Consider the following 12,491-nt stretch of genomic DNA (forward strand, 5'->3'; position numbering starts at 1 on the left):
TTCCGGAATGACAATGACGCCGAACGACACGGAGAACGCCGCGCGGGCTTACGAGCCCGCGGCTGCCGAGGGCGCTCCCGCCTCCGCGCCGGAGGCCACGCCGCACGGCGACGCGCTGGCCGCCCTCGAGGCCGAGAAGCTCGACCTCAAGGACAAGCTGCTGCGCACGCTGGCCGACATGGAGAACCTGCGCCGGCGCACCGAGCGCGAGGTGGCGGATGCCCGCACCTACGCCGTGACGAACTTCGCCCGCGACATGCTCAACGCCGCTGACAACGTCCGCCGCGCCCTCGACGCCGTCCCGGCCGAGGCCCGCGCCGGCACCGACGGCCCCCTCAAGGCGCTGATCGACGGGATCGAGCTGACCGAGCGCGACCTGCTCAAGACTCTCGAGCGCCACGGCGTGAAGAAGGTCGAGCCGCACGGCCAGCGCTTCGATCCCAACCTGCACCAGGCGATGTTCGAGGTGCCCAACCCCGACGTGACCTCCGGCACCGTGGTCCAGGTGGTGCAGACCGGCTACGTCATCGGCGACCGCGTGTTGCGCCCGGCGCTCGTCGGCGTTGCCAAGGGCGGCCCGAAGGCCGAGGCGAAGCCGGCGGAGGGGTGAGGGCGGAACCCTGCCCGTCCGGCAGGGCCCGCCCGACGATCCGGGCGACCGACGCACCACGTCGAACGCGCACGGCGATGCCGCACCCCTCCCCGTCAACCCGGGGCTCGCCGCCGGCGAGAACCCGGGCTGACCCGGAGGGCGTCGCTGGCATCGGGCCCCATCAAGCAGGGTCTCGGCCCCCCGTGGGTGCCGCCCTCGCTCCGCCTGCGCGACCCGTCCGTCGCGTGCCGCATCCGCGCGGCCATCTCCGGCCCGCCATGCCCTTCCGTGTCCACGATTCAGAGCCGGCTCCCCGGCCAAAGCCGGTGCAGGTGCCGCGCCGTTACGGCGGGTCCGCTGATGTCGCGCCGGCCATGGATCAGGACGCCCGGGATGCCGCCCGGATTTCCGGAGGTCTCCCAGTAGATCCGGACGCCGGCCGCGACCGCGAGGAGGCCGTGATCGCCGGGGGCGCCTGAGCCCGACGTCGCCCCCCCTCACCCTGGCTGGCACGTCTCGCAGAAGAAGGTCGAGCGGCCCGACTGCACCAGCCGCCGCACCACCCCGCGGCAGCCCCGCGCCGTGCAGGCCAGCCCCTCGCGGTCGTAGACCCGGAAGGCGTGCTGGAACGCGCCCTGGCTCCCATCCGTGTGGACGTAGTCGCGCAGGGTGGAGCCGCCCGCCGCCACCGCCTCGGTCAGCACGTCGCGGATCACGGTGGCGAGGCGCTTGGCCTTCGCGGTCGGGCGGCCGGCGGCATCCGCGAGCGTGCCGGCCGCGGCCTCCGGGTGGAGCTTGGCCCGGTGCAAGGCCTCGCAGACGTAGATGTTGCCGAGGCCCGCGATGAGGCGCTGGTCGAGGAGCGCGGCCTTGAGCGGCGTGCGCTTGCCCGCGAAGAGCTGCGCGATCGTCTCGCCGGACAGCTCGTTGCCGAGCGGCTCGATGCCCATCCCGGCGAAGTGGCGGCAGGTCGAGAGGTCGGCCGACGGCACCAGATCCATGAAGCCGAAGCGGCGGGCGTCGTTGTAGACGACCCGGGCGCCGTTCGAGAGGCCGAAGCGGACGTGGTCGTGCTTCGCCTGCCCCTGCGCGCCCTCCAGGTAGAAGTCGCCGGGCGAGACGTGCCGGCCGTCGGGGAGTTGCACGTCGAAGCGCCCGCTCATGCCGAGATGCATGATCAGGGCCTCCCCGGAGGACAACGCGGCGACGAGGTACTTGGCGCGCCGCGACAGGGCGGTGACCTCGTGGCCCCGCACCCGCTCGGCGAAGCGCGGCGGGAAGGGAAAGCGCAGGTTCGGCCGGTTCAGCACGACCTCGGTGAAGCGGGCGCCGACCAGTGCGGGCTCCAATCCGCGGCGCACGGTCTCGACTTCGGGCAGTTCGGGCATGGCATCCTGGAGGCGGGCCGGCGGGCCCTGATCCTGTGAGAGATGGGGGTGGCGGCGAGGTTTCGCCAAGGCGGCCGCTGGCGCCGAGGCGTCGTGGTCGCCGGGACGGCCTTGCCGGGGCGGCGCGAAGATTTCGCTGCGTCCGATCGCCTCCGTTCACATGACCTTAGGTCATTGCAGGCATGTTGCTGGCCTGTGGCGGCGGGGTTTCCCGGTCCTGCCACGGCCGGCTGCCGGAGGGCGGAGCGTGCGATGAAGATTGTCCCCACCCTTGCTGATGCCGCCCTGCTCATGCTGCGGCAGACCGCCGCCCGTGAGGCCCCGCCACGGCCCCAGGCGACGCCGGCCCTCACGCCGCGGAGCATCGACCCGCGGCATCCCGGAGCGGCGGCCCTTCTCGGGGCCGTGTCGCAGGGCCCCGGTGCCGCGGACCGGGCCACGCTGAACGACTCGCTGTTCAGCGTGAACCGCATGACCGGCGAGACGCTGCTGATGCGGCGGGCCGAGCAGCTGGGCGACCTGTTCGGCCTCGAGCGGTCGAGTTACGACACGTTCGCCGAATTCGCCGCCGCCACCAGGGCGGTCATGGTCAAGCTGACGGCGAATCCGGACGACGAGAAGCTGATCGACGCGATCGGCGCCCGGCTCAAGCTCGCCCCCGAGACGATCGCGCTGCTCAAGACGCAGAAGGCGCCCGACCTGCTGTTCCGCCATATCGAGCACGCTCTCGAACTGGACCAGATCGGGGTGTCGCTCACCAGCCTCGTCACCGCCGCCGAGGACCTGCAGGGCGACGACGCCGATCGGATCATCGAGGTTCTCCTCGACGAGCGCAGCCTGTCGGCAAAGGACAGGGCCGGCCGGACGCCCATTACCGTCACCCAGGACGAGGCGGGGCTGTACCGCGTGGGAGGCGGGACGAGAGGCTGATGCCGGGCCGGTCGCCCCTTCCCGCACGATGGGCGCGACGAAGCGTACCCCGTCGCGATGCAGGCCAAGATGGTGATTTCTCACCAGCTTCGCTATGCAGGCCGCCACGACAGGGGACCTGAACGCATGGCCGGCGACGAGACCAGCACCGATTTCGGCTTCGAGCGCGTCCGGCTCGCGGAGAAGCAGGGGCGCGTCAACGAGGTCTTCCGCTCGGTGGCCAAGCGCTACGACCTGATGAACGACCTGATGTCGGGCGGCCTGCACCGGGCCTGGAAGAGCGCCTTCGTCTCCACCTTGCGGCCCTCGCGCACCCGGCCGTTCCGGCTGCTCGACGTTGCCGGTGGCACCGGCGACATCGCGTTCCGGACGCTGGAGGCCGGCGGGCCCGACACCAAGGTCACGGTGCTCGACATCAACGAGGCGATGCTCGGCGTCGGCCGCGAGCGGGCCGGCCACCGGTACGGCTCGCGCATCGACTTCGTGGCCGGCAACGCCGAGGCGCTGCCGGTGCCGGGCGACACCTTCGACGCCTACACCATCGCCTTCGGCATCCGGAACGTGCCGCGGATCGAGCACGCCCTGGCGGAGGCCCACCGGGTGCTCAAGGTCGGCGGGCGCTTCCTGTGCCTCGAATTCTCCCACGTCGACGTGCCGGGGCTCGACAAGATCTACGAGGCCTACTCGTTCAACGTCATCCCGCGGCTGGGCGCGATGGTCGCTGGCGACAAGGAATCCTACCAGTACCTCGTCGAGTCGATCCGCCGCTTCCCGACGCCCGGCAGCTTTGCCCGGATGATCGAGGAGGCCGGATTCGGCCACGTCACCCACCGGCCGCTCTCCGGCGGCATCTGCGCCATCCATTCCGGCTGGAAGCTCGCGTGAGGCGCCGCCCGTGCTGAGCCTCGTCGCCCACCTCGCGCGGGGCATCCATGTCGGCTGGGTCATGGCGCGCGAGGGCGCGCTGGCCTTCGTCGACGCCGCCGAGCTGCCGCCACACCTGCGCCTCGTCCTGCGCCTCGGCCGCAAGCTGGAGCGGCCGGGCCTCGGCCCCGGCCGGCTGCCCGCGGCGCTGACCCGGCTCGGGCCGTCCTACGTCAAGTTCGGCCAGTTCCTGGCGACACGGCCCGACATCGTCGGAATGGCCGCGGCCCGCGACCTGGAGCGGCTGCAGGACCGGGTGCCGCCCTTCCCGCAGGCGGTGGCCGTCTCGATCCTGGAATCGACCCTCGGCCGCCCGGTCTCCGCGCTGTTCACCTCGTTCAGCGAGCCGATCGCCGCCGCCTCGATCGCCCAGGTCCACAAGGCGCATCTGCGCGAGCCGGACGGCACCGAGCGGGTGGTCGCGGTCAAGATCATGCGGCCCGGCGTGCGCGAGCGCTTCGCCCGCGACATCCAGGCGATGCGCTTCATGGCCCGGGTGGTCGAGGCCCTGCGCCCCGAGGCCGAGCGCCTGCGCCCGCGGGAGGTGGTGGAGACGCTGGCCCGCTCCGTCGCGATGGAGATGGACCTGCGGCTCGAGGCCGCCGCCCTCTCGGAGCTCGCCGAGAACATCAAGGACGATCCCGAGTTCCGGGTGCCCCAGCCCGTCTGGGAACTGACCGGCCGCGACGTGCTGGCGAGCGAGTGGATCGACGGCATCCGCCTCAACGACCGCGAGGCGATCGTGGCGGCCGGCCACGACGTGGCGGCCCTGGGCCAGACCGTGATCCAGTCCTTCCTGCGCCACGCGATCCGGGACGGCTTCTTCCATGCCGACATGCATCCCGGGAACCTGTTCGTCGATCCGGCCGGGCGGCTGGTCGCGGTCGATTTCGGCATCATGGGCCGGCTCGGCCTCAAGGAGCGCCGCTTTCTGGCGGAAATCCTCCTCGGCTTCATCCTGCGCGACTACCGCCGGGTGGCGGAGGTGCATTTCGAGGCCGGCTACGTCCCCTCGCACCATTCCGTCGACGATTTCGCGCAGGCCATCCGGGCGATCGGCGAGCCGATCCACCAGCGCCGGGCCGACGAGATCTCGATGGCCAAGGTGCTGACGCTGCTCTTCGACATCACGGCGCTCTTCGACATGAGCACCCGGACGGAGCTGGTGATGCTCCAGAAGACCATGGTTGTGGTCGAGGGCGTCGCCCGCTCGCTCGATCCGCGCCTCGACATGTGGACGAGCGCCGAGCCGGTGGTGCGGTCCTGGCTCGCCCGCAACCTCGGCCCGATCGGCCGGGCCGACCAGGCGCGGCGCGCGGTGCTGACGCTGGCCGACGTCGTCGCCGACGTGCCGGACCTCGCCCAGCGGGCCAAGCGCGTGCTGGTGCGCCTCGACGAGGAGGGCCTGCGCGAGGTGTCCCGCGTCGAGCGCCGGATCCGCATCGAGACCAGGCGAATGGTGTGGTCGACCCTGGCGCTCTGGGTGATCGCCGGGTCGCTGCTGGCGATCGCGTTGCGGTGAGGGTCACCCTGATCCGGGACGGAATATCGCCCCATCCGCGGCCTCGCCTTCGGGATGCGGATGGGCAAGACGGTTTCCGCGCCGCCGCGGGAGCGGGATCCGCACGCCCATATCCTGTGCCGACGTAAGAATTCAGCCCGATCGCTTCGATCTCGGTCGGATTGCAGCCGGCCGCCATTGTTGCCGGGGACGAATTCTGCGCCCATCTATGGTGCGCATTCGAACGAGAGTGTGCCCGTGATCCGTCCAGCAGGCGCTCCGGACCTCGTCTCGCTGGCCGCGCTCTACCATCGGGTCTGGCACGAGACTCACGGTTCACACATGCCGCGGGCCGAGCGGGACGCGCGGGACGAGCGCTTCTTCCTGAACCGCATGGCGAGCCTGATGCCGAACGTCGTCGTCTGCGAGGATGCGGGCACGATCGTCGGGTTCGTTGCGTGGACGGGCTCGCTGCTCGGTCAGCTCTTCCTCGATGCGCACGCCCGCGGTTCCGGCTCTGCGCGAAGCCTCATCGAGGCCGCCGAAAGTGGGCTGCGGGCCCAGGGCGTCGCGGAAGCCGAGCTGCACTGCCTCGTCGGCAATGAGCGTGCGAAGCGGTTCTACGAGCGCGGGGGCTGGCACGTGAGCGAGATCATGGCGGCGGCGGTCCGAGGCGACATGGGGGGTGAGCAGCGCGACTTCTGGGTCATGCGCAAGCGCCTTGCCCCTCACGGCCTCTGACACCCTCGCGCCTTGGCATCGACACGGCGATGCCAAGGCGTCCGGTGCATCGGCGCCGGCGCCTGCTGTTCGGGCTTGCCTTGCGCCGTCGAACGGATCCGTTCGACGGCGCGGCGGTATGGCGCCCCGCTCGAGGTCGGGTGATGCGGCCGGCCCGACCGGCTTTGGCGATGCGCGATGGCAGCGGCCTCCCCCGGGCTTGCGCTCAACCGCTGCACCCTCTCTGATGGGTCGCACGGCGCCACGATCCGCTCGACCAGAAGCGGAAGGCGCCCCGGGAGAACGTCCATGCTCAGCCGCTTGCGCACCGCGCTGCTCGCCGCCGCGTCCCTCTGCGCCCACGCCGCCCCCGCCTACGCCGCCGAGCCGCGCTTGAGCGACGGCAAGGTCAAGCTCGCGGTCCTCAACGACATGTCGAGCGTCTACGCCGATTCCACCGGCCGCGGCTCGGTGATCGCCGCCGAGATGGCGGTGAAGGACTTTGGCGGCACCCTCGACGGCAAGCCGATCGAGGTCGTCTTCGCCGACCACCAGAACAAGCCGGATGTCGGCTCCAACATCGCCCGGCAATGGTATGACCGCGACGGCGTCGACGTGATCCTCGACGTGCCGACCTCCTCGGTGGCGCTCGCCGTGCAGCAGATCGCCAAGGAGAAGGGCAAGCTGCTGATCGTCTCGGGCGGCGGCACCTCGGACCTCACCGGGCCGCAATGCTCGCCGACCGGCCTCCACTGGACCTACGACACCTACGCGCTGTCGCACGTCTCCGGCAGCGCCGCGGTCAAGCGCGGCCTCGACACCTGGGCCTTCGTCACCGCCGACTACGCCTTCGGCCACGCGCTCGAGCGCGATGCCGTCGCCGAGGTGAAGCGCTCGGGCGGCAAGGTGCTCTCCACCGTGCGGGCGCCCTTCGCCACCGCCGATTTCTCGTCGTTCCTGCTCCAGGCGCAAGGCTCGGGCGCCAAGCTGATCGCCTTCGCCAATGCCGGCGGCGACACCGTCAACGCGATCAAGCAGGCGCACGAATTCGGCCTCGTCCAGGGCGGCCAGACCCTGCTGGCGCTGCTGGTCAACATCGACGACGTCCACAGCCTCGGCATCGAGGTGGCGCAGGGCCTGCTGCTCACCACCGCCTTCTACTGGGACCGCACGCCCGAGACCCGCGCCTTCGCCACCCGCTTCAAGGAGAAGGCCGGGCTGATGCCGACGATGCACCAGGCCGGCGTCTATTCCTCGGTGCTGCACTACCTCAAGGCGGTGCAGGCGGCCGGGACCGACGACGCCAAGACCGTGATCGCCAAGATGCGCGAGACACCGGTCAACGACATGTTCGCGACGAACGGCCGGATCCGCGAGGACGGCCGTATGGTCCACGACATGTACCTGATGCAGGTGAAGACCCCCAAGGAATCCACCGGCGAGTGGGACCTCTACAAGCTGGTCGCCACCGTGCCGGGCGACCAGGCCTTCCGGCCGCTCAAGGAGGGCGGGTGCCCGCTGGTGACGGCCGGACAGTAGCGGGTCAGCGCTGCATGGTGCGCAGGCGGCAATAGCCGCCATTGTCCTGGTAGCCCGCCGGGCAGCGCCGCACGCAGGCGCCGGCCGCGAATTTCAGCGGCGGCGGGCAGACCTGCCCCCGGCCGAGCTGCCGGCGCTGGTACTGGTAATCCTGCGCCGGCCCGGCCTGCGCGGGCGTGAGCGGCAGGACGCCGGCAAGCAGCAGCAGGACGGCGCAGGTCTGGCGGACGGGCATCGGGGATCTCCGGCTCGAAGCCCGGGGTCAACTGCCTCAAGGGCAGGAAGTTCGGGGTGCGGGGCGGTTTCGGTCCCGCCATCCGGGACGGGGAGAGCCGCATCGACAGTGACGGGACCGGCGTGTTCGGGCCCTACCGGGACGCCCCCCTCGACCTCCACCGCCTGACGGTGGCGGTGACCCTTCTCGGCGGCCTACACGGCGAGCAGGTGCGGCCTGCGCGGCTTCACCGCCGCCTTGCGCCAGGAGCTGCGCCGGCACGTCCATGTCTGCTCGGTCTTCCCGGCGATGGTCGACACGCCCGGGCTCGGCCACGGCGCCGACGTCTCGGGCCGGCGCATCGATGCCGGCCCGCTCGCCCTCGCGGCCGGGGCGCTGCTCCTCGCCGGGACCGCGGCGGCACGGTCACGGTGAGGCGCCAAATACTCATTTGCTAAGCCCAGCTGCGGTGTTTCGTGGACCGGAATGGCCGAATCGGATTAAGCTGGCCGTCTGGAACGAGGAGTTTTTCCACTGTCAAGTGTCGAACCGTCTGCCGCCCTGTCCCCCGTCCCGACGGCGCGGCGCAACCGGTTCTGGGCCGCCATCCAGGCGACCGAGCGACTGCGTGCCCATCTCTGGCTCGGCGACCTGGTGGCGCTCGGGGCCACGGCCATCGCGCTGGCCGTGCGGCTCGCGGTCGACGACGTGCTGCCGCCGGGTTTCCCCTACCTGACGTTCTTCCCGGCGGTCATCCTCACCACGTTCTTCTGCGGCGTTCGCGCCGGCATCACCTGCGCGACCTTGAGCGGGCTGTCGGCCTGGTACTTCTTCCTGCCGCCGAGCGAGGGTTTCCTCCTCTCGCGGCAATCCGGGCTGGCGCTGGCCTTCTACGTCTTCATCGTCACGGTGGACATCGCGCTGATCCACATCATGCACGTGGCGAGTGCGCGGCTGCGCCACGAGCGCATCGTGACGGCCGGGCTCTATGAGCAGCAGCGGACCCTGTTCCAGGAATTGCAGCACCGGGTGGCGAACAACATGCAGTTCGTCGCCGCGCTCCTGACGCTGCAGAAGCGCCGCGTCGGCAACGACCCGCAGGCCGCCCTCGCCGCCCTCGACGAGGCGCGGGTGCGGCTCGAGACGATCTCACGCATCCACCGCCGGCTCTACGACCCGGACCGGATCAACCTGCCGGTCGGCCAGTACCTGCAGGAGCTCTGCGCCGACCTCCTCGACGCGACGGGCGCGCGCAACATCGTCTGCCTCGTCGACGTGCCGCCGGTGAGGTTCGACCTGACGCGCCTCACGACGCTGTCGCTGCTGGTGGTCGAGGTCGTGACCAATGCCCTCAAGCACGCCTTCCCGGACGGCGCCCGCGGCACGATCACGATTCGCCTGGAGGCGATCGGGGCGGAGCGGATGGCGCTCACCATCGCGGATGACGGGCGAGGCATCCCGGCCGGGTTCGATCCGGCGGCGAGCCGCAGCCTGGGGATGCGTATCGCGCAGGGGCTCGCGGCCCAGCTCGACGGCACCCTCACCTATGCGAGCGGGGCCGGGACGGTGGCCCGGCTCGACTTCGCCGCCCCGGCGCCCTGACGGGATCAGGCAAGCCGCAGCAGCAGCGCCAGAGCCGCGACGAGCAGCACCGCGAAGGTCGCCAGGATGCCGCCGCCGCGGCAGGCGAACTGACGGGGGGAGTTGGCCGGCGCCGTCATGCCGAACGGGTGCAGGATCCGGCCGACCAGCAGCACGATCAGCAGGCCCTGGACCAGGATCCGGCTCGCGCCGTGGGCCTCGAGCAAGCCGACGAGGAGCAGGATGAACGGCACGTACTCGGCGAAGTTCGCCTGGGAGCGGGCGCGGTGCAGCAGCACGGCGTCGCCGCCGTCGCCGTGCAGCACGTTGGCGGAGAGCCGCCGGGCCATCACCCAGCCCGAGAGGCCGGCGAACAGCAGTGCCAGAACGGCGCCGTAGGCGGCGGTGAGGGACGGGAACACCATGGCGGGCGGCTCCTTCAGGCGTGGGTCGGCAGGCGTCGCGTGGGTTCGCGGACCGGGCAGCCATTGTGCTCGGCCCGGAAGCCGGCCGAGCGCGGATAGACCGCGCGGCGCGCCCGCATCACCGAGCCGAGGGGCTGGTGCGCCCGGATCCCGTGCCACGGGCTGAAGGCGAGGCCGTCGTCGAGGGTGCGGACCTTCTCGTCGCTCCAGCTCGCCTGCGGCGCGACCGTGATCCGGGCGACCGGGAGGTAGGGACTCTCCTCCTCCGGCCAGGGCGTCGCGGCATCCTCGATCGGCATCGACTCGCGGTTCGTGAGCAGCTGGGCGCGCAGCTCCCAGACGCCCTCATGGGCGGCGAAGAACTCCGACACCGCATCGCGCAGGCCGTTCGGCTTGCCGTTGACGGCGAGCGGAGCGTTCGTCAGGGCGGTGAGCGCCGGCGAGACCGGGGCGAGCGCGACCTTCGCGACGTAGTCGCCCCAGCGCAGGGGTGCCTGGCTGTAGAAGGTCTCGCCCAGGATGTGCGTCTCCGGGTGCCCGCCGAGGCTGATCAGCGTCGGGCTCTTGCCCCCCACCGCCTCGACCGCGCTCTCGAGGCCGCGCAGGGCGGCGGAGAAGACCTTCTTGAACACCTGCGGCGTGTCGGTGGTGGCGGCGAGCAGCGTCAGGCTCCGGAGGAACGCCTTGGCGTCCGGCACCGTGAAGGACGGGGCATTCGCCATCACGAAGTCCTGGGTGTCGCCGCCGGCGCCCGGCAGACGCTCGCCCGGGACGCCGATCACCTTCACGGCGAGGCCGCGCGGGGTCGACACGCTGTCGTCGAGGATGTCGCCCGGGTTGGTCGAGAGGCGCAGTACGGCGTCGTAGGTGCCGGGTGTCGCGAAGATTCCCTGGGCCAGCGGCCCCGGCAGGTCGGGCAGCACGGTGAGCCGGCCGGTGAGCAGGCCGTGGCTCTTGGCGTGGACGCCGCGCACCGCGTGGCCGTAATCCTTCAGCGTCGTCTCCTGGATCGCTCGGAAGACCCGGATCATCTCGGCATGCACCTCGTCCTCGTCCGGCTGCACGGCCTCCAGGGACGGATCGAAGCGGATCGGTGACGGCATCGGCCGGGTCCTCCTTTCGGGACGACGCCGGATGCGCCGCTGCGTCACCGGCAACGGCCCAGGCCCGGGCGCGTTCCCACGCGATCGCCTCGGACATGAAGGTCTCGGACATGAACGTCTCGGGCACGAAGGAATGGACCCGCGCCGATTCGGCGGAACCGCCGGGCAGCCGGGCGCTTGGTGGGGCGAGACCGCTTGCCGGCCCGACTCCGGCCGGCCCTGGCCCGCCGGTCCTGCCCGCCGCTTCTTGCCGATCGAGGATACCGCGCCATGAGCATCACCGGGAGCATCGCCGGCGCCCTCGGTCTGACCCCGTCCCGCAAGGTCCGCTACGCCTTCGTGGGCCTCGGCGACATCGCCCAGGAGGCGATGCTGCCGGGCGTCGCCCATACCGGCAATTCCGAGATCGCCGCCCTGGTGACGAGCGACCCGGAGAAGGCGCGGGCGCTCGGCGCGCGCTACGGCGTGTCCGCCACCTATTGCTACGAGCAGTTCGGCATGATGCTGCGCTCCGGCACGGTCGATGCGCTCTACCTCGCGACGCCGAACTGGCGCCACGCCGAATTCGCGGTCCCGGCCCTGCGCGCGGGGATCCACGTGCTGGTCGAGAAGCCGCTGGAGGTCTCTCCGGCCCAGTGCCGGGCGATCCTCGACGCCGCCCGGGCCTCCCGCGCCCGGCTGATGGTGGCCTACCGCCTGCACTTCGAGCCGGCGACGCTGGCCGTCCTCGACCGGGTGCGCTCCGGCGAGCTCGGCGAGATCCTGGCCTTCACCTCGACCTTCTCGCAGCGGGTCTCGCCGGAGAATCATCGGGCGCGCAACGGCGTCGCCGCCGGCCCGGTCTTCGACATGGGGCCTTACCCGGTCAACGCCGCCCGCGCAGTCTTCGGCGCGGAGCCGACCGAGGTGGTGTCGGCCGTGGGCTCGCGCCATCCCGATTCCGGCCTCGGCGACTTCGACGACACCGTGGCGGCGACCCTGCGCTTCCCCGGCGGCCGCCTGGCGCAGTTCGTCGTGTCCTATGTCGGCAACGGCCTCGACACCTACACGGTGCTCGGCACGACAGGCAGCGTCACCGCCGACCCCGCCTACCTGTACGGCAAGCCGCTCGAGCTGTTCACGGTGCTGGGCGAGGAACAATCGCATGCGCGATTCAAGAACACCGACCATTTCGGCGGCGAGCTGAAATATTTTTCGGAGTGCATCCTGGAGGAGCGCGACCCCGAGCCCGACGGCGAGGAGGGCTATGCCGACGTGCGGGTGCTCGACGGCATCGTGCGGGCGCTCGAGACCGGCGGCTCGGTGACCCTCGAACCCTTCCGCCGCGAGAGGCGGATCGAACCGAGGGCCCAGGCACAGGCCCTGCCGGCGGTCGCCTCGCCCCCGCTCGTCAACGCGTCGAATCCGGGTCGGGGCAAGGACCGGGTCCCAGAGAACTAGTCCCGGAGAACTAAGAGCGCCTAACAGAACGGCACGATTAGGTCGGTTGGGCGTTGTGCTGGTATGGCTCGCCCGCTTCTCCCCGACGATCTCTGGGCTGCGATCGCCCCGCTTCTGCCACCACACCCGCCTCG

Annotated in this window: 12 protein-coding genes and 1 pseudogene; 9 read left to right on the top strand and 4 right to left on the bottom strand. The window is 71.3% G+C overall.

What is annotated here, in order from left to right:
* Positions 1-13 precede the first annotated feature (13 nt).
* Positions 14-610, top strand: coding sequence for a nucleotide exchange factor GrpE (gene grpE, locus FF100_RS32025; protein WP_139040083.1), 597 nt, complete (start codon positions 14-16; stop codon positions 608-610).
* Between the two features lie 479 nt (positions 611-1,089).
* Here grpE and mutM read toward each other — a convergent pair whose 3' ends face one another.
* Positions 1,090-1,980, bottom strand: a complete 891-nt coding sequence (gene mutM / locus FF100_RS32035) for a bifunctional DNA-formamidopyrimidine glycosylase/DNA-(apurinic or apyrimidinic site) lyase (RefSeq protein WP_139040084.1) — start codon at positions 1,978-1,980, stop codon at positions 1,090-1,092.
* 252 nt (positions 1,981-2,232) lie between these two features.
* Between mutM and FF100_RS32040 the strand changes: the two genes are divergently transcribed.
* The 5 genes from FF100_RS32040 to FF100_RS32060 all read left to right on the top strand — a co-directional run bounded on the left by FF100_RS32040 (position 2,233) and on the right by FF100_RS32060 (position 7,594).
* On the top strand, positions 2,233-2,910 hold the full coding sequence (locus FF100_RS32040) for a hypothetical protein (protein ID WP_139040085.1): 678 nt from the start codon (positions 2,233-2,235) through the stop codon (positions 2,908-2,910).
* A gap of 126 nt (positions 2,911-3,036) precedes the next feature.
* Positions 3,037-3,795, top strand: coding sequence for a bifunctional demethylmenaquinone methyltransferase/2-methoxy-6-polyprenyl-1,4-benzoquinol methylase UbiE (gene ubiE / locus FF100_RS32045; RefSeq protein WP_139040086.1), 759 nt, complete (start codon positions 3,037-3,039; stop codon positions 3,793-3,795).
* Between the two features lie 10 nt (positions 3,796-3,805).
* Complete coding sequence (gene ubiB / locus FF100_RS32050) at positions 3,806-5,356, top strand: 2-polyprenylphenol 6-hydroxylase (RefSeq protein ID WP_139040087.1); 1,551 nt, start codon at positions 3,806-3,808, stop codon at positions 5,354-5,356.
* A gap of 237 nt (positions 5,357-5,593) precedes the next feature.
* The gene (locus FF100_RS32055; protein WP_171070415.1) at positions 5,594-6,076 is read left to right on the top strand and encodes a GNAT family N-acetyltransferase; all 483 of its coding nucleotides are present in this window, start codon (positions 5,594-5,596) and stop codon (positions 6,074-6,076) included.
* A 288-nt stretch (positions 6,077-6,364) separates the two neighbouring features.
* Positions 6,365-7,594, top strand: coding sequence for an ABC transporter substrate-binding protein (locus FF100_RS32060; RefSeq protein ID WP_139040089.1), 1,230 nt, complete (start codon positions 6,365-6,367; stop codon positions 7,592-7,594).
* A 4-nt stretch (positions 7,595-7,598) separates the two neighbouring features.
* On the opposite strand, the gene FF100_RS32065 is transcribed toward FF100_RS32060, so the two are convergent.
* On the bottom strand, positions 7,599-7,829 hold the full coding sequence (locus FF100_RS32065) for a hypothetical protein (protein WP_139040090.1): 231 nt from the start codon (positions 7,827-7,829) through the stop codon (positions 7,599-7,601).
* A gap of 101 nt (positions 7,830-7,930) precedes the next feature.
* Between FF100_RS32065 and FF100_RS32070 the strand changes: the two are divergent.
* Positions 7,931-8,195, top strand: a pseudogene (locus tag FF100_RS32070) (SDR family NAD(P)-dependent oxidoreductase); the annotation flags it as partial.
* A 267-nt stretch (positions 8,196-8,462) separates the two neighbouring features.
* The gene (locus FF100_RS32075) at positions 8,463-9,410 is read left to right on the top strand and encodes a sensor histidine kinase (RefSeq protein ID WP_425463374.1); all 948 of its coding nucleotides are present in this window, start codon (positions 8,463-8,465) and stop codon (positions 9,408-9,410) included.
* Positions 9,411-9,415: 5 nt separating this feature from the next.
* Here the strand turns inward: FF100_RS32075 and FF100_RS32080 are convergent, their stop codons facing one another.
* On the bottom strand, positions 9,416-9,814 hold the full coding sequence (locus tag FF100_RS32080) for an MAPEG family protein (protein WP_139040092.1): 399 nt from the start codon (positions 9,812-9,814) through the stop codon (positions 9,416-9,418).
* A 14-nt stretch (positions 9,815-9,828) separates the two neighbouring features.
* The gene (locus FF100_RS32085) at positions 9,829-10,917 is read right to left on the bottom strand and encodes a catalase family protein (protein ID WP_139040093.1); all 1,089 of its coding nucleotides are present in this window, start codon (positions 10,915-10,917) and stop codon (positions 9,829-9,831) included.
* Positions 10,918-11,187: 270 nt separating this feature from the next.
* Between FF100_RS32085 and FF100_RS32090 the strand changes: the two genes are divergently transcribed.
* The gene (locus FF100_RS32090; RefSeq protein WP_139040094.1) at positions 11,188-12,357 is read left to right on the top strand and encodes a Gfo/Idh/MocA family protein; all 1,170 of its coding nucleotides are present in this window, start codon (positions 11,188-11,190) and stop codon (positions 12,355-12,357) included.
* Positions 12,358-12,491 lie beyond the last annotated feature (134 nt).

The sequence above is a fragment of the Methylobacterium terricola genome, assembly GCF_006151805.1.
GTDB lineage: Bacteria > Pseudomonadota > Alphaproteobacteria > Rhizobiales > Beijerinckiaceae > Methylobacterium > Methylobacterium terricola.

Excerpts from the sequence above, each read along its gene's own strand:
- FF100_RS32040 (WP_139040085.1), top strand. The coding sequence starts at position 2,233 with ATGAAGATTGTCCCCACCCTTGCTGATGCCGCCCTGCTCATGCTGCGG.
- ubiE (WP_139040086.1), top strand. The coding sequence starts at position 3,037 with ATGGCCGGCGACGAGACCAGCACCGATTTCGGCTTCGAGCGCGTCCGG.
- FF100_RS32085 (WP_139040093.1), bottom strand. The coding sequence starts at position 10,917 with ATGCCGTCACCGATCCGCTTCGATCCGTCCCTGGAGGCCGTGCAGCCG.
- FF100_RS32060 (WP_139040089.1), top strand. The coding sequence starts at position 6,365 with ATGCTCAGCCGCTTGCGCACCGCGCTGCTCGCCGCCGCGTCCCTCTGC.
- grpE (WP_139040083.1), top strand. The coding sequence starts at position 14 with ATGACGCCGAACGACACGGAGAACGCCGCGCGGGCTTACGAGCCCGCG.
- FF100_RS32080 (WP_139040092.1), bottom strand. The coding sequence starts at position 9,814 with ATGGTGTTCCCGTCCCTCACCGCCGCCTACGGCGCCGTTCTGGCACTG.
- FF100_RS32065 (WP_139040090.1), bottom strand. The coding sequence starts at position 7,829 with ATGCCCGTCCGCCAGACCTGCGCCGTCCTGCTGCTGCTTGCCGGCGTC.
- FF100_RS32090 (WP_139040094.1), top strand. The coding sequence starts at position 11,188 with ATGAGCATCACCGGGAGCATCGCCGGCGCCCTCGGTCTGACCCCGTCC.
- mutM (WP_139040084.1), bottom strand. The coding sequence starts at position 1,980 with ATGCCCGAACTGCCCGAAGTCGAGACCGTGCGCCGCGGATTGGAGCCC.